General features: G+C 37.6%; 14 protein-coding genes and 1 pseudogene. 9 read left to right on the forward strand and 6 right to left on the reverse strand.

The annotated features are described in order from the left end of the window. Positions 1-110: 110 nt before the first annotated feature. From HMPREF2937_RS02040 to HMPREF2937_RS02050, 3 genes are all read right to left on the reverse strand, one after another. A complete protein-coding gene (locus HMPREF2937_RS02040; protein WP_257245336.1) occupies positions 111-1,274 on the reverse strand; it encodes an MFS transporter in 1,164 nt (387 codons plus the stop codon). A gap of 99 nt (positions 1,275-1,373) precedes the next feature. After that, positions 1,374-1,844: a GNAT family N-acetyltransferase gene (locus HMPREF2937_RS02045; RefSeq protein ID WP_002481304.1), complete on the reverse strand. Its 471-nt coding sequence runs from the start codon at positions 1,842-1,844 to the stop codon at positions 1,374-1,376. Between the two features lie 19 nt (positions 1,845-1,863). Further along, on the reverse strand, positions 1,864-3,231 hold the full coding sequence (locus HMPREF2937_RS02050) for a MocR-like pyridoxine biosynthesis transcription factor PdxR (RefSeq protein ID WP_070863945.1): 1,368 nt from the start codon (positions 3,229-3,231) through the stop codon (positions 1,864-1,866). Between the two features lie 96 nt (positions 3,232-3,327). Between HMPREF2937_RS02050 and pdxS the strand changes: the two genes are divergently transcribed. Continuing rightward, on the forward strand, positions 3,328-4,215 hold the full coding sequence (gene pdxS / locus HMPREF2937_RS02055; protein WP_002481306.1) for a pyridoxal 5'-phosphate synthase lyase subunit PdxS: 888 nt from the start codon (positions 3,328-3,330) through the stop codon (positions 4,213-4,215). A 1-nt stretch (position 4,216) separates the two neighbouring features. Beyond that, positions 4,217-4,795 (forward strand): pyridoxal 5'-phosphate synthase glutaminase subunit PdxT, encoded by a 579-nt coding sequence (pdxT, locus tag HMPREF2937_RS02060; protein WP_002481307.1) that lies wholly within the window; start codon positions 4,217-4,219, stop codon positions 4,793-4,795. A gap of 40 nt (positions 4,796-4,835) precedes the next feature. On the opposite strand, the gene HMPREF2937_RS02065 is transcribed toward pdxT, so the two are convergent. The 3 genes from HMPREF2937_RS02065 to HMPREF2937_RS02075 all read right to left on the reverse strand — a co-directional run bounded on the left by HMPREF2937_RS02065 (position 4,836) and on the right by HMPREF2937_RS02075 (position 7,094). Further along, entirely contained in the window at positions 4,836-5,321 is a 486-nt protein-coding gene (locus HMPREF2937_RS02065; RefSeq protein ID WP_083326904.1) for a GNAT family N-acetyltransferase, read from the reverse strand. Between the two features lie 17 nt (positions 5,322-5,338). Then, complete coding sequence (locus tag HMPREF2937_RS02070; protein ID WP_070863946.1) at positions 5,339-5,782, reverse strand: ASCH domain-containing protein; 444 nt, start codon at positions 5,780-5,782, stop codon at positions 5,339-5,341. A 100-nt stretch (positions 5,783-5,882) separates the two neighbouring features. Further along, complete coding sequence (locus HMPREF2937_RS02075; protein ID WP_002481310.1) at positions 5,883-7,094, reverse strand: NupC/NupG family nucleoside CNT transporter; 1,212 nt, start codon at positions 7,092-7,094, stop codon at positions 5,883-5,885. A 171-nt stretch (positions 7,095-7,265) separates the two neighbouring features. Here HMPREF2937_RS02075 and HMPREF2937_RS02080 point away from each other — a divergent pair, with 171 nt between their 5' ends. From HMPREF2937_RS02080 to gltX, 7 genes and pseudogenes are all read left to right on the forward strand, one after another. Then, complete coding sequence (locus HMPREF2937_RS02080; protein ID WP_023016300.1) at positions 7,266-7,727, forward strand: CtsR family transcriptional regulator; 462 nt, start codon at positions 7,266-7,268, stop codon at positions 7,725-7,727. A 119-nt stretch (positions 7,728-7,846) separates the two neighbouring features. After that, positions 7,847-8,251, forward strand: a pseudogene (locus HMPREF2937_RS02085) (UvrB/UvrC motif-containing protein); the annotation flags it as partial. A 3-nt stretch (positions 8,252-8,254) separates the two neighbouring features. Then, the gene (locus HMPREF2937_RS02090; RefSeq protein WP_002481313.1) at positions 8,255-9,259 is read left to right on the forward strand and encodes a protein arginine kinase; all 1,005 of its coding nucleotides are present in this window, start codon (positions 8,255-8,257) and stop codon (positions 9,257-9,259) included. Between the two features lie 11 nt (positions 9,260-9,270). Then, a complete protein-coding gene (locus HMPREF2937_RS02095) occupies positions 9,271-11,736 on the forward strand; it encodes an ATP-dependent Clp protease ATP-binding subunit (protein ID WP_070848492.1) in 2,466 nt (821 codons plus the stop codon). Between the two features lie 287 nt (positions 11,737-12,023). Next, positions 12,024-13,394: a DNA repair protein RadA gene (gene radA, locus HMPREF2937_RS02100; protein WP_002481315.1), complete on the forward strand. Its 1,371-nt coding sequence runs from the start codon at positions 12,024-12,026 to the stop codon at positions 13,392-13,394. Between the two features lie 27 nt (positions 13,395-13,421). Next, positions 13,422-14,486: a PIN/TRAM domain-containing protein gene (locus HMPREF2937_RS02105; protein ID WP_002481316.1), complete on the forward strand. Its 1,065-nt coding sequence runs from the start codon at positions 13,422-13,424 to the stop codon at positions 14,484-14,486. A gap of 286 nt (positions 14,487-14,772) precedes the next feature. Beyond that, positions 14,773-16,227: a glutamate--tRNA ligase gene (gene gltX, locus HMPREF2937_RS02110; protein ID WP_002481317.1), complete on the forward strand. Its 1,455-nt coding sequence runs from the start codon at positions 14,773-14,775 to the stop codon at positions 16,225-16,227. The last annotated feature ends 253 nt before the right edge of the window (positions 16,228-16,480 follow it).

The following is a 16,480-nucleotide window of genomic DNA, read 5'->3' on the forward strand; positions in this document are numbered from 1 at the left end:
CAAACACGAGATCCTGTAAAGGGTCTCTTTTTTTATGCTTATATAATGGTATGAATAAATAAATCGCCCGCTCTGTATTTAATGGTACACAGAGTGGGCGATTATGTTTTTTAAGTAATAGATGAATGTTGTTTTTCGACATAAATAGATATTAATAAGAACATCAAACCGATTAGTGTAAGCAAAGGTGCAATTAAACTTAATGAGGCTACAGGTAAGTGTGTGATAACTAAACCACCTACAAACGCACCTAACGCATTGCCTAAGTTGAAGGCAGATTGATTCAATGTACTGGCTAACGTAGGCGCATCTTGTGAAATCAATGTGCTCTTATATTGAAGAGAGGGACTCATACTAAATCCGATAACTCCAAATAAAAAGACGCCAAGTACCATTACAAGTCCATTGAACTGCATGAAATACAGAACTCCAAAATAGAGGATGAAGACTGTGAAAATTAATTGTAACGCCTTATTCAAATTCCAATCCGCAAGTTTACCACCGATTAAGTTACCTAGCGTGACACCCACACCAAAGATAATCAACATAAAGGAAATGAGATTTTCTTTAATATGTGTGACATCTATTAATACTGATGAAATGTAAGTAAAATACGCAAAGACACTGCTGAAACCAAACAGGGTTACTGCGAGCGTTAACCATAAACGCTTTTCTTTTAAGATTTTCAATTCGTCTAATACAGATGAAGCTTGACGCTCTTTTTGATTAGGAACAAAAATCATAATACCAATCAACGCTAATATTCCGATAATAGCTATAATCACAAAAGTCATCGCCCATCCGAATTGTTGACCGATTAATGTTCCAAAAGGTACACCTAAAATATTACTTAAAGATAGTCCCATGAACATCAACGCCATGGCACTTGCGCGATATTGCGGTTGTACCATACTTGCGGCTAAAATAGATCCGATTCCAAAGAAAGAACCATGCGCAAGTGAAGTGATAATTCTAGCTGTCATCATGAAGCCGTAACTTGTGCTGAATGATGAAGCTAAGTTACCAATAATGAAAATAGCCATTAAAAGCATTAATAAATATTTTCGATTAAGTTTGATGGTTATCATAACCAAAATAGGTCCGCCAATTGCGACACCTAAGGCATAGCCTGTAATTAATTGACCAGCTTGACCGACCGTCACATGGAAATCACGTGCGATATTGGGTAATAAGCCCATGATGACAAATTCTGTCATTCCAATCGCAAATGCGCCGATCGCAAGCATCCATATCGCAATAGGATATTTCTTCAAAATGACACCTCCGAAAATTCGCAAATATGGACTCGATTATACGTGAACCTTTAAATAGCGTCAATGCACTATATGATGTTTTATAAAAAGGTGACATATTTAAAATTGATAAGACATCACATGTTGCGGACCAGCTGGACCTTCTAATATACGTTTAGTATCGATATAGCCAAGTTTTTGATAGACATGAATGGCTTTAGGATTTTTAAAATTAACTGAAAGTACGATTTCATCAGTATTTGGAAAATGAGTACGCACATAGTCAGGTAATTGTGCCAAAGCTGCTTGTGCTAGACCTTGGCCTTGCATACGTTCCGTAATAGAGAAAGATTTTACTAAGACAGCATTTGAATTTTGTGCTAAGGATGCACCTTCATCATTTTGATTCAGCCTCATAAAGCCAACTGGATGTTGTTGATGTAAAACAACGACAGGATATTCTCCAGGTGCTAAATCTTCAAGAGCCGCAAAGGGTAAGAGCGCAAAAGCACTTTCTGCTTCAGCAATTGTAAACTTCTCAAGGTCTTGATCATATTTAGAATCATATGGGACTAATTGAACGTCAGACATATTGTTTTTCTCCTTTAAGTCATTTTGTCAGTGTTTGAATCAATACATTAGTATGTGCTTCTAATTCATTATCTGGAATCCCCCCGAACCCGATAATAAATTTCGGTGCTGTAACATCATAATTCTCTTTCTTCATATAATTGATTAATGGGATGAGTTTGACATGATTTTGTTTCGCACGTTGTAACACCTCATCTAAATGCATGCCATTTTGAACTGTTAATGTGAAATGCATACCCGTTGTGGCACCTTCAATCATGAGTTGATTTTGATAGGGCTTTAAAGCTTCTAAGATATAAGTCAGCTTATGGCGATAAACTTTACGCATTTTATTCAAATGGCGATCAAATGAACCGTTTTCCATAAATTGCGCTACTGTATACTGCATTGGGGCAGGGACTGTATTACCTTCTTTGTTAGGTAAATCGTGATAATTTTTCATCAGTGCTTTAGGCAGCACCATAAACGCAATACGGCAACTTGGGAATAATGATTTAGAAAAGGTACTGATATAAATAACCTTTCCTGTCTTATCTAAACTTTGAAGTGCAGGAATCGGTTTACTGAAATAGCGGAACTCTGAATCATAATCATCCTCGATAATGAAACGGTCTTTATGTTGTTGGGCCCAGTTGATGAGTTGTGTACGGGTCTTTAAGTTCATCACATAGCCAGTCGGGAATTGATGCGAGGGTGTCACATATACCACTTGGCGATTGGAATTGAAGACTTGTGACATCTCAATTCCTTTTTTAGTAACAGGGACTTGTTTATAAGCCAATTCTTTTTTATCCAACACTTGCTTAATAGGTGGATAGCTTGGATATTCAATGATGTAAGAACGATCAGTGAGTATATCTGTTACTTGGTTGATTAACTGTTCAGTGGATGAACCGATAATGATTTGTTCGGGATGACAATTCACACCGCGACTATTAAAGAGATAATGTGCGATGGCTTGTCTTAATCTGAATTCACCTTGTTGATCTCCAGGCTGTAAAATATCTGGCATAGATTCATCAAAGACATCACGCGCATACTTACGAAATTGTTGCCACGGAAAGTGTTCTGTATCAATACGTGCCAAATCAAAGCGATAACGTGTAGTTGTTTCTTTTTGAGTTTGTTGAATCACTGCAGTTGGAGATTCTTTTGTGACTACTGGCAGTGATTCAATATCTGATACATAATAGCCTGACCGCGGCTTTGAATAGATATAACCTTCATCTAGTAAGTATTGGTATGCATGTTCAATTGTTGTATTACTGAGTGAATGATGTTCAGCAAGTCGGCGTTTAGAAGGAAAACGGTCACCAGATTGATACTGGCCTTCAATGATTTGTTCCTTCAACTTTTGATAAAGCTGCATATATAAAGGTTGTTTCATTCAACTGGCCTCCTAATATTTATCGAAATTGGTCCTTTAACACTATCAGTTTATCCTTTACACTGGATTTAATCAATGAGAAAAGGGGTATTTAGAATGTCTAAAATTGTAGGCTCAGATCGAGTAAAACGTGGAATGGCTGAAATGCAAAAAGGCGGCGTAATCATGGACGTTGTCAATGCAGAACAAGCTAAAATTGCAGAAGAAGCAGGCGCAGTAGCAGTTATGGCGCTTGAACGTGTACCATCAGATATCAGAGCAGCTGGCGGTGTTGCGCGTGCATGTAATCCTAAAATTGTTCAAGAAGTAATGGATGCTGTTTCAATTCCGGTTATGGCTAAATGCCGTATCGGACATATTACAGAAGCACGTGTGTTAGAAGCAATGGGTGTAGACTACATCGATGAATCAGAAGTATTAACACCTGCTGATGAAGAGTATCATTTATTAAAAAGCGACTACACTGTACCATTCGTATGCGGTTGCCGTAACTTAGGCGAAGCAGCACGTCGTATCGGTGAAGGTGCAGCAATGTTACGTACGAAAGGTGAACCAGGTACTGGTAACATCGTTGAAGCAGTACGTCATATGCGTCAAGTGAATTCAGAAGTGGCTAAATTAACAGTTATGCCAGATGATGAAATCATGACATTCGCAAAAGAAATCGGTGCACCATACGAAGTCTTAAAATCAATTAAAGACAATGGTCGTTTACCAGTAGTTAACTTTGCGGCAGGCGGTGTTGCGACACCTCAAGACGCAGCGTTAATGATGCAATTAGGTGCTGACGGTGTATTCGTAGGTTCAGGTATCTTTAAATCAGAAGACCCTGAAAAATTCGCAAAAGCAATTGTTCAAGCAACAACACACTACACTGATTACGAATTAATCGGTAAATTAGCTCAAGAGCTTGGTGAAGCAATGAGAGGCTTAGATGTAAATCAACTTTCATTAGAAGAACGTATGCAAGAGCGTGGCTGGTAAAATGAAAATCGGAGTCCTCGCACTACAAGGCGCAGTACGTGAACATTTGCGCCACATTGAGCTCAGCGGCCACGAAGGTATCGCAATCAAACGTGTTGAACAATTAGAAGAAATCGACGGCTTAATTTTACCAGGCGGTGAATCAACGACATTACGTCGTTTGATGAATCTGTATGGATTTAAAGAAGCTTTAGTCAACTCAGATTTACCGATGTTCGGTACATGTGCCGGATTGATTGTCTTAGCACAAGACATCGTCGGTGAAGAAGGGTATTTGAAGAAATTAGATATCACTGTAGAACGTAATTCGTTTGGGCGACAAGTGGACAGCTTTGAGTCTGAATTAGATATTAAAGGTATCGCAGAGGATATTGAAGCGGTCTTCATCAGAGCACCGCATATTGAAAAAGTAAACAGTGACAATGTAGAAGTATTAAGTACAGTCGGCGACAAAATTGTCGCGGTTAAAGAAGGTAATTATTTAGGTGTTTCTTTCCATCCGGAATTAACAGATGATTATCGAGTAACACAGTACTTCATCGAACATATTGTTGCTGAAAGTAAAAAAGCGAATGTATAATCATTCAAAAAACGAGCAGCCATAACGGTTGCTCGTTTTTTTAGTCTGGAAATTTTTCTAAATATATTAATCCTTCATGGTCAGGTGTGCTGTTTTGGTTAATATAATCATAGCCGCGCTTTCGATAAAATTGTACTGCGGTTATTGAAGCAGGGATAATGAGACGTTTTGCGCGATGATAATAATAGTCATCTTCTAAAGTATCCATAATCAGTTTACCTATACCTAATTTTTGATAATCAGGAGAAACAAAAATAGAAAAGAAGCATGATTCTGTTTCACTGCCATAGTAAGGACCAATCGCACCTGTACCGATTAATTGATTGTTTAATTTAAAGACATAGAAGTTGATATGCTCTGCTTTATGTTGAATGCTTTCAGGCGTGGTTTCTGTTACGTAACTTTCAATAGCTTCTTTCGGTTCGTCTTTGATGTTGGTCGTTCTGAGTGTATGACATATTAAATCCACAACCGCTTGTGTATCTGATGTTTGAAACTTACTGATTTGTATCTTATTTAAGTCCATAATTTCACCTGCTTTATTTATTTAGTAAATAGACATTCAAATTCTTCACAGACCATGATTTGATCTTCATCAAAAGTTTGATTAATGCTTGCGTATTCAGGTATGAAAAAGTCGCGATGGACGTTTCTCCAATATGTTAAGGTTCGAGAACCTTCTCCTTCTTTATATGCGTGTTTTTCTGATACTTCACAGAAAGGGACTTGATATACTTTAGTATTTTTAATAATACAAACAGGATGATCTTGCGCATCTAGAACGATACTCAAATCGTTGACTTTTGGTAGAGGTCCTTCTTCCTCAATGTAGAAAGCTAAACCGCTGGTTGTCGCAGTTTTGATACCTTGTGAGACTAACTCAGCTAAGTCTGTAGCATCGACACCGAATTGCCAGGCGGTATAAGAAGCGTCTCGATAAATAGGATACTCAGTTATGAATTTGTCCCAAAATTCATCGATATTCATTATGACACCTCCATAATTAAGTGTTACTTTACACGAAAGTGGTTTGGAATGCAATATGAAAAAAACGACTCCCTGATTGCGGAAGCCGTTTAAATATGATTTACATGAATAGACCTGCGATAGCTGCAGAGATGAATGATACAAGTGTTGCACCGAATAGTAATTTAAGTCCGAAACGTGCAACCAAGTCACCTTTTTCATCATTTAATGATTTGATGGCACCAGAAATGATACCGATAGAACTGAAGTTTGCGAATGATACTAAGAAGACAGAAGTAATACCGATTGCACGTTCTGATAAACCATGCATTTTACCTAAGTCTAACATCGCAACGAATTCGTTTGATAATAATTTTGTAGCCATTAATGAACCTGCTTTAACTGCGTCATCCCAAGGAATACCTGTTAGGAATGCGAATGGCGCAAAGACAAATCCGATTAATGTTTGGAAGTCCCATTTAATTGAACCGCCTGATACAGCTGTAAAGATACCGCTGACAAGGCCATTAAGTAAAGCAATAATTGCGATATAACCAATTAACATTGCCCCTACAATAACCGCAACTTTAAATCCGTCTAAAATGTATTCACCTAACATTTCGAAGAAAGATTGTTTTTGTCCTGTTTCTTCTACTAATAATTTGTCGTCTTTTTCATCAACTGTATATGGATTGATAATTGAAGCGATAATAAATCCACCGAATAAGTTTAATACAATTGCTGTTACGACATATTTAGGATCTAACAGTGTGAAGTAAGCACCGATAATTGAAGCGGATACTGTCGACATTGCTGAAGCAGTTAATGTATATAAACGGTGCTTCGGAATGTATGGTAATTGTTTCTTCAATGAAATGAATACTTCTGATTGTCCTAAAATAGCAGCTGCAACTGCGTTATATGATTCTAAACGACCCATGCCGTTGATTTTAGAGATCAAGAAACCTAAACCATTAATAATCATTGGTAAAATCTTAGTGTATTGTAAGATACCGATAATTGCTGAAATGAAGACAATCGGTAATAATACGTTGAAGAAGAATGGCGGTTGATCTGGATTGACGTATTTAAAGCCTCCAAATACAAAGTTAACTCCTTCTGCAGCTTTTGATAACAGATAGGCGAAGCCTTTCGCAATACCGCCGATGACTGTGATTCCTGCATTTGTTTTTAAGAGAACAAACGCGAAGATAAATTGAATCACAAGCAAGATACCAACGTAATGCCACTTAACGTTTTTCTTGTCAGAACTAACAACAAGTGCGAGGGCTAAGAAGAAGACAATCCCTATTAAAGCAATAAGTATATGCATGTTATTTCTCATCCTTTTATTTTTTATTTCATCCAATATCATACAGGAAAAAAGCGCTTTCGAACATCCTATTTTTGACGATGTTGCAAATTTTTTAAATCATATTGGTTGAAAAAGGTCAAAGTTGGTCATATAATATAGTCAAAGAAGGTCAAAAAAGGGGTGATATCCATGCATAATATGTCCGACATCATAGAACAGTACATTAAGCATTTATTTGAAGAATCAAATAAAGATGTTGTTGAGATACAACGAGCGAATATTGCTCAACGTTTTGACTGTGTGCCTTCTCAACTTAATTATGTAATTAAGACAAGATTCACCAATGAACACGGTTATGAAATCGAAAGTAAACGCGGTGGTGGAGGTTATATCCGAATCACTAAGGTTGAAACCAAGGATACGAAAGGTTATATTGATCACCTCTTACAAATCATCGGCGATTCAATCTCTCAACAACAAGCACATTATGTGATCGAAGGATTGCTTGATAATCAATATATAACATTACGCGAAGCGAAAATGATGCTTGCAGTGGTAGATAGAGATACGTTAAGAATGGATGTTGCTGCAAGGGACATTGTCCGCGCAAACATATTGAAACAGCTATTGCCGGTCATTAATTACTATTAATAGTTAGGAGGCTGCACATGGCTGACACATTTGCACATGGAACAAAAACAAACGCACTTAAGTCACAAGAACACAATAGAATTAAAGCACAAAGTAATGAAGAGGAACCTACATGGCAGAACAATCAAGATGACATGGAAGGCTCTTTTGTTATAAAACAAATACTTCAACATTTGGCGTCTAAGCATGGTATTCAATTAGAAGACTTAAGCGTCAGAGAAGAGAAGAAGTGTCCTACTTGCCATATGACAATGAAAGATATTGCGTATAAAGGGAAGTTTGGGTGTGCACAATGTTACACTACCTTTAAAGAGGATATTGTAGATATTGTCAGACGTGTGCAAGGCGGACAATTTGAACATGTCGGTAAAACGCCTGTCTCCTCTCAGCACAAACTCGCATTAAAGAAAAAAATAGAAGCTAAAAATAAATATTTACAAGAATTAATAGAACAACAAGCGTTTGAAGAAGCGGCTGTCGTTCGTGATGAAATTAAAGCACTACAAGAAGAAAGCGAGGGATAACACATGAGCGAACATTCAATGTACATGAGTAGTTGGATGCAGCAGAATGAAACAACGCCGGTCGTGATGTCTTCACGTATACGACTTGCGAGAAACTTGAACAATCATGTTCATCCCTTAATGTTTACTTCAGATGTAGAAGGACAAAAAGTCATTAATGAAGTCCAAGATGCACTGCCTGATTTAAAAGTATTAAATATGCAGACCATCACGCATACAGATAAATTAAAATTAGTAGCGAAGCATCTGATCAGTAAAGAACTGATTGAACAGCCGGCTTCAGCGGTATTGTTGAATGATGATGAATCATTAAGCATAATGGTAAATGAAGAGGATCATATTAGAATTCAAACCATGAGTTCAGATATGGATTTAGAAGCACTTTATCAAGAAGCTTCAGAAATAGATGACCAATTAGATAGAGCACTTGATATTAGTTTTGATGAAGATTTAGGTTATTTAACAACGTGTCCAACGAATATTGGTACAGGAATGCGTGCAAGCGTGATGCTGCACCTTCCAGGGCTTTCTATCATGAAGCGTATGAATCGCATTGCTCAAACTATTAACCGTTTCGGCTTTACGATTCGCGGTATTTTCGGAGAAGGTTCTCAAGTTTATGGTCACATCTATCAAGTTTCAAACCAATTAACCTTGGGAAGAACTGAGGAACAAATTATTGAAACGTTAACTGAAATCGTCCAACAAATTATTGCGGAGGAAATGCAGATTCGCAAACAACTGGATTATCATAACTTAGTTGAGATGCAAGATCGCATTTATCGCTCACTTGGTTTATTGCGCTACAGTCGCATAATGTCTATGGAAGAAGCATCGACGAGACTCAGTGAGGTCAAGTTAGGTATTGATTTAGGTTATATTGATTTACCAGAATTCAACTTCAATCAAATGATGGTAGCGATTCAATCCCCATTCTTGATTGACGAAGCACAACAAATTTCAATTAAAGAACAAAGAGCAAATATTATTAGAGAACATATAAAATAGGAGGTTTTGCTATGTTATTCGGTAGATTAACAGAACGTGCACAACGTGTCTTAGCACATGCACAAGAAGAAGCGATTCGTTTGAATCACTCAAATATCGGAACTGAACACTTATTGCTTGGTTTAATGAAAGAACCAGAAGGTATTGCCGCAAAAGTATTAGAAAGTTTCGGTATCACAGAAGACCTTGTTGTTACAGAAGTAGAAAAATTAATTGGTCAAGGTCAAGAACACATCGGCACATTGCACTATACACCGAGAGCGAAAAAAGTGATTGAACTTTCAATGGATGAAGCACGTAAATTACACCATAATTTCGTAGGTACAGAACACATTTTACTTGGTTTAATCCGTGAAAACGAAGGTGTAGCTGCACGTGTATTCGCAAACTTAGATTTAAATATCACTAAAGCGCGTGCTCAAGTTGTCAAAGCACTTGGCAGTCCAGAAATGAGCAATAAAAATGCACAAACTGCAAAATCTAACAACACACCGACACTTGATGGTTTAGCACGTGACTTAACAGTGATTGCTAAAGACGGCACATTAGATCCTGTTGTCGGCCGTGATAAAGAAATCACACGTGTCATCGAAGTATTAAGCCGTCGTACTAAAAACAACCCAGTGTTAATCGGTGAGCCTGGTGTAGGTAAAACAGCAATTGCTGAAGGCTTAGCACAAGCTATTGTAAATAATGAAGTGCCTGAGACATTAAAAGGTAAACGTGTGATGTCTCTAGACATGGGTACAGTTGTTGCCGGTACAAAATACCGTGGTGAATTCGAAGAAAGACTGAAAAAAGTTATGGAAGAAATTCATCAAGCAGGTAACGTTATCTTATTCATCGACGAATTGCACACATTAATCGGTGCAGGCGGTGCTGAAGGTGCCATTGACGCATCTAACATCTTAAAACCAGCACTTGCACGTGGTGAATTACAAGCTATCGGTGCAACAACATTAGATGAATACCGTAAACACATTGAAAAAGATGCAGCTTTAGAACGTCGTTTCCAACCTGTACAAGTGGATGAACCGACAGTTGAAGATACAATCTTAATCCTAAAAGGATTACGTGATCGTTATGAAGCGCATCACCGTATCAATATTTCTGATGAAGCGGTTGAAGCAGCAGCACGTTTAAGTGACCGTTATGTTTCAGATCGTTTCTTACCAGACAAAGCAATCGACTTAATCGATGAAGCAAGTTCAAAAGTAAGATTGAAAAGTCATACGACTCCTTCAAACTTAAAAGAAATTGAACAAGAAATCGAAAAAGTGAAAAACGAAAAAGATGCAGCTGTACATTCACAAGAGTTCGAAAATGCTGCAAACCTTCGTGATAAACAAACAAAATTAGAAAAACAATATGAAGAAGCGAAAAATGAATGGAAAAACAAACAAGGCGGTGCAAACACATCATTAACAGAAAATGATATTGCTGAAGTGATTGCAGGCTGGACTGGTATTCCATTAACACGCTTAAATGAAACAGAATCAGAACGTCTGTTGAACTTAGAAGACACATTGCATAAACGTGTCATCGGTCAAAAAGATGCTGTGACATCTATCAGTAAAGCAGTACGCCGTGCACGTGCAGGCTTGAAAGACCCTAAACGTCCAATCGGAAGCTTTATTTTCTTAGGACCAACAGGTGTAGGTAAAACAGAATTAGCACGCGCATTAGCTGAATCAATGTTCGGCGATGAAGATGCGATGATTCGTGTAGACATGAGTGAGTTCATGGAAAAACACGCAGTGAGCCGTTTAGTCGGAGCGCCTCCAGGCTATGTAGGTCATGATGACGGTGGTCAATTGACTGAAAAAGTAAGACGTAAACCTTACTCAGTTATTCTATTCGACGAAGTAGAAAAAGCACATCCTGATGTCTTCAACATTATGTTGCAAGTCTTAGATGATGGTTTCTTAACTGATACAAAAGGTCGTCGTGTAGACTTCCGTAACACAGTCATTATCATGACTTCAAACGTCGGTGCACAAGAATTACAAGATCAACGCTTTGCTGGTTTCGGCGGCGGCAGTGACGAAGGTGCAGATTACGAAACAATTCGCAGTACAATGATGAAAGAATTGAAAAATGCATTCCGTCCTGAATTCTTAAACCGTGTTGATGATATTATTGTCTTCCACAAATTGGATAAAGCTGAATTGAAAGAAATCGTAACAAAAATGGTCAGCAACCTTACTGATCGTCTATCTGAACAAGATATTAATATCGAAGTGACAGAAGCTGCGAAAGAAAAAATCGCAGAAGAAGGTTACGATCCTCAATATGGTGCACGTCCACTTATCAGAGCAATTCAAAAAACAGTTGAGGACAACTTAAGTGAGTTGATCCTAGACGGTAACCAATTAGAAGGTAAAGACGTAGTTGTGGATCACAATGGCGACAAATATGAATACAAAATCAATGATCGCCAAACAAAAGAAACTGAAGAAACAAAAACAAAAGCGTAATAAACGTAATGGTTAAACCAGATAAATAGATTAAGACTCCTTTTTAAGCAGTATTTATAACATGGCTGCTTAAAAGGAGTCTTTTTATATATTGTGATTTTGATAGTTTAAAGAGAATATAATATGTAGTTTTAAAGAAATTTGGTATGATGTGGTTAAAGATGAGAGTTAGATGATTGTATGAAATGTGTTTTCAGGTTTAGAATAAGAAAGAATCAATGATAGCTTTTAAACCCTAGAGGGTGTAAAATAGATTTGTTTTTCACGAAAAAATAGGTGGTGTAAATTTGGCAAAAAAGAAAGTGACATTTGAATGTATGGCATGTGGTTATCAATCACCGAAATGGATGGGGAAATGTCCGAATTGTGGTGCTTGGAACCAAATGGAAGAAGTTATGACGCAAAAAGAAGCTCCAAGTGGTAGAGGGATGCGTACAAGAGAACAAACAGCTAAAGTAACAAAGTTAAATGATGTCCAACATGAATCTACACCGCGTATCCATACAAGTTCGAGAGAATTTGATCGTGTCTTAGGTGGCGGTATTGTCCAAGGTTCGCTTGTGTTAATCGGTGGGGACCCTGGTATTGGTAAATCGACATTATTACTTCAAATTTGTTCTGCGTTATCTCAAAATAAAAAAGTACTTTATATTACAGGTGAGGAATCACTGAATCAAACGAAATTGCGAGCAGATCGTTTAGAAGAAGATTCAAGTCAATTAAACGTGTTTGCGGAAACAGATTTAGAAGTTATTAAAGAAGCTGTTAAACAAACACAACCAGACTTAGTGGTAGTAGACTCGATTCAAACAGTGTATCATCCGGAAATCAGTTCAGCGCCTGGTTCTGTCTCACAAGTACGAGAAAGTACGCAAATTCTGATGGGGATTGCGAAACAAATGAATATCGCAACCTTTATCGTCGGTCATGTGACGAAAGAAGGACAAATTGCAGGTCCACGTTTATTAGAACATATGGTAGATACGGTACTATATTTCGAAGGGGACGAACATCATGCATATAGAATTCTGCGTGCAGTGAAGAACCGTTTCGGTTCAACGAATGAAATGGGAATCTTCGAAATGAAACATAGCGGTTTGAAAGGAGTTAAGAACCCTTCAGAGATGTTCTTAGAAGAACGTTCAACGAATGTAGCTGGCTCTACAATTGTTCCGACAATGGAAGGTACACGTCCTTTATTAATTGAAGTGCAAGCATTAGTGACACCGACAACATTTAATAATCCAAGACGTATGGCGACTGGTATCGATCATAACCGTTTAAATTTATTAATGGCAGTGTTAGAGAAGAAAGAAAGTTACTTGCTGCAGCAACAAGATGCTTATGTCAAAGTTGCAGGCGGCGTGCGTTTAACAGAACCAGCTGTTGATTTAGCAATTATCGCAGCGGTTGCTTCTAGTTTTAAAGACCAACCTATCAACGGCATGGATTGTTTCGTCGGTGAAGTAGGTCTGACAGGAGAAGTACGACGTGTCTCACGTATTGAACAACGTGTTCAAGAAGCAGCGAAATTAGGTTTCAAACGTGTGATTATTCCTAAAACCAATATAGGAGGTTGGGACTTCCCAGATAATATTCAAGTTATCGGTGTAACCAGTGTGCATGAAGCACTGAACTTTGCATTGATGAAAAGCTGATACCACAGAGAGAAAGGAGGCTATCAGATGAATATTGTAAAGACAATTGTCATCATCAGTTATATGATTTTAGGTATCAGTTTGGGGATATTAATCATACCTGATATTGCGCGCGATACAGGTTTTGCAGATACTTATGTATGGCTGACTAATAAATATATTGCTGGCATCATTGGTATGATTATATTCTTTGTTTTATTTGGTTTGTTGATTCCTAAAATCACCAGAGCTTTGCGTAAATTAGAAGGTTTTATTATGCGACACAGCGCAATTGAAATCCTCTTTGCAGCCATAGGTTTGATTATGGGACTTTTTATTTCTGTAATGATCGCATTTATTTTAAATATTATCGGATCATCTTTATTCCTTCATGTTCTTCCTATTATCATTACAGTATTCTTAAGTTATTTAGGTTTTCAATTTGGTTTGAAGAAACGTGATGAGATGTTGGCTTTCTTACCAGAGAAAATGGCACGTTCTGCCTCAACGAATGCTTTACGTGCGAACCCTAAAATTTTAGATACGAGCGCAGTCATTGACGGTCGGATTTTAGAGATAATCAAATGCGGCTTTCTAGATGGAGAGATTTTGATTCCACAAGGTGTAATCAATGAACTGCAAGTGGTCGCAGACTCGACAGATAGTGTGAAAAGAGAAAAAGGACAACGCGGCTTGGATATTTTAAACCAAATTCATGATGCAGACCATCCTTCTCGCATTGTTCATCCGCAGAAGTCTTATAATCATATCGATGCGCTATTGATTAAACTTGCGCATAAATATAAAGCTGATTTAATTACGACCGATTTCAACTTGAATAAGATTTCACGTGTACAAGGTATTAAAGTGTTGAATGTGAATGATTTGTCTGAAGCGGTAAAACCAGCTGTGCGCCAAGGCGACCATATGAATTTATTAATTACTAAGATGGGTAAAGAACCTGGACAAGGTGTCGGCTATTTAGAAGATGGCACTATGGTAGTCATTGATGATGCGAAATCCTTAGTTGGCCAACATGTCAAAATTGAAATTACTAGTATTTTACAAACATCATCTGGACGAATTGTCTTTGCGAAATTAATTCAACAGTGAGCATCCCTTGTTTCACATGGAACAGAAGGGTAAACAGAGTTGATTCTTGTAAGCAAATGGGCTTACCAAATAAAGCTTGTAATGCTACAATAAGTAAGAATGGGTACAGAACTGCCTGGCTATTTATGTCAGTCAAACAGATAGGTCTTATCACTGCTTTTGACCTTGGTTTATCATGAATAATCAAGCACATTCTGAAGTATCACTGTCTCTGAATTATTAGAGATAGTTGAGTTCTCGAACTTTCTTTAATCAATAATCTAAAAATACAGGAGTGAACGAAATAATGAGTGAACGCGTAAGAGTCAGATATGCACCAAGTCCGACTGGTTATTTGCATATCGGAAACGCTAGAACAGCACTATTCAACTATTTATTTGCTAAACACTATGATGGGGACTTTGTCGTACGTATTGAGGATACGGATAAGAAACGTAACTTAGAAGACGGCGAATCTTCTCAATTCAGCAACCTGAAATGGTTAGGTCTTGATTGGGATGAATCTGTAGATAAAGACGGAGGTTATGGTCCGTATCGTCAATCTGAACGTGGTAAATTCTATGATCCTTTAGTAGAACAATTATTAGCAGAAGATAAAGCGTATAAATGTTACATGACTGAAGAAGAATTAGAAGCAGAACGTGAAGGTCAAATCGCACGTGGTGAAACACCTCGTTATGGTGGTAAACACGCACATTTAACAAAAGAAGAACAAGAAGCGTTTGAAGCAGAAGGACGCAAACCTTCAATTCGTTTCCGTGTGCCTAAAGGCAAAGTATATAAATTTGATGACATGGTTAAAGGTGAAGTGTCATTCGAATCTGATAACATCGGCGACTGGGTTATTGTGAAAAAAGACGGTGTACCGACTTATAACTTTGCGGTAGCTGCAGATGACCATTATATGGAAATCTCAGATGTTATCCGTGGTGATGACCATGTATCAAATACACCAAAACAATTAATGATTTATGAAGCATTCGGTTGGGAACCTCCACGTTTCGGCCATATTTCATTGATCGTCAACGAACAACGTAAAAAATTAAGTAAACGTGATGGCCAAATCTTACAATTCATCGAGCAATACCGTGACTTAGGTTACTTGCCAGAAGCATTGTTCAACTTCATCACATTACTTGGTTGGTCACCAGAAGGTGAAGAAGAAATCTTCTCTAAAGAAGAATTCATTAAATTATTCGATGAAAATCGTTTACAAAAATCACCAGCATTCTTCGATAAGAAAAAACTAGCTTGGGTAAACAACCAATATATGAAACAAAAAGACTCAGAAACTGTCTTTGAATTAGCGTTACCTCACTTAATCAATGCAGGGTTGATTCCAGAATCACCTTCAGAAGAAGATTTAGATTGGGGTCGCAAGTTAATTGGTTTATACCAAAAAGAAATGAGTTATGCCGGTGAAATCGTACCGCTTTCTGAAATTTTCTTCAGAGATGAAGTTGCATTAAATGAAGAAGAACAAGAAGTCATCAATGGGGAACAAGTACCTGAATTGATGGAACACTTATATGGCAAACTAGAAGAATTAGAGCCATTTGAAGCGGCTGAAATTAAGAAAACAATTAAAGCTGTACAAAAAGAAACAGGTATCAAAGGTAAACAATTATTTATGCCGATTCGTGTTGCGGTAACAGGCGAAATGCATGGACCGGAATTACCGAATACAATGGAAGTATTAGGCAAAGAAAAGGTATTAAAACGTTTGAAAAAATATCTATAATTTTAGTGGGTAACCTTGCTTGAATTTTCAGCATAAACCACCTATTATTAAAAGTAATTACTACTAAGGATTAGTAGATAATGGTTCAAGTCCAGAGAGTGTGCGGTTGCTGCGAGCACATCTTGAACATTATTGAATGCACCTTGGTTCAGACAATGATAAATACGGGATTTGAGAGAGTATATAAAAATAGTTTTTTGTATACTGAAGAAGAGTGGAACCGTGCGAAGCACCTCTGACATTAAGTTGTTAG

Source organism: Staphylococcus sp. HMSC061G12 (assembly GCF_001838465.1).
In the GTDB taxonomy this organism is placed as follows: domain Bacteria; phylum Bacillota; class Bacilli; order Staphylococcales; family Staphylococcaceae; genus Staphylococcus; species Staphylococcus simulans.

Bases quoted from the DNA above. Each gene is read 5' to 3' on its own strand.
- HMPREF2937_RS02045 (WP_002481304.1), bottom strand. From the start codon at position 1,844: ATGTCTGACGTTCAATTAGTCCCATATGATTCTAAATATGATCAAGAC.
- HMPREF2937_RS02050 (WP_070863945.1), bottom strand. From the start codon at position 3,231: ATGAAACAACCTTTATATATGCAGCTTTATCAAAAGTTGAAGGAACAA.
- HMPREF2937_RS02095 (WP_070848492.1), top strand. From the start codon at position 9,271: ATGTTATTCGGTAGATTAACAGAACGTGCACAACGTGTCTTAGCACAT.
- HMPREF2937_RS02065 (WP_083326904.1), bottom strand. From the start codon at position 5,321: ATGGACTTAAATAAGATACAAATCAGTAAGTTTCAAACATCAGATACA.
- pdxS (WP_002481306.1), top strand. From the start codon at position 3,328: ATGTCTAAAATTGTAGGCTCAGATCGAGTAAAACGTGGAATGGCTGAA.
- HMPREF2937_RS02075 (WP_002481310.1), bottom strand. From the start codon at position 7,094: ATGCATATACTTATTGCTTTAATAGGGATTGTCTTCTTCTTAGCCCTC.
- pdxT (WP_002481307.1), top strand. From the start codon at position 4,217: ATGAAAATCGGAGTCCTCGCACTACAAGGCGCAGTACGTGAACATTTG.
- HMPREF2937_RS02090 (WP_002481313.1), top strand. From the start codon at position 8,255: ATGAGCGAACATTCAATGTACATGAGTAGTTGGATGCAGCAGAATGAA.
- HMPREF2937_RS02105 (WP_002481316.1), top strand. From the start codon at position 13,422: ATGAATATTGTAAAGACAATTGTCATCATCAGTTATATGATTTTAGGT.
- gltX (WP_002481317.1), top strand. From the start codon at position 14,773: ATGAGTGAACGCGTAAGAGTCAGATATGCACCAAGTCCGACTGGTTAT.
- HMPREF2937_RS02070 (WP_070863946.1), bottom strand. From the start codon at position 5,782: ATGAATATCGATGAATTTTGGGACAAATTCATAACTGAGTATCCTATT.
- HMPREF2937_RS02080 (WP_023016300.1), top strand. From the start codon at position 7,266: ATGCATAATATGTCCGACATCATAGAACAGTACATTAAGCATTTATTT.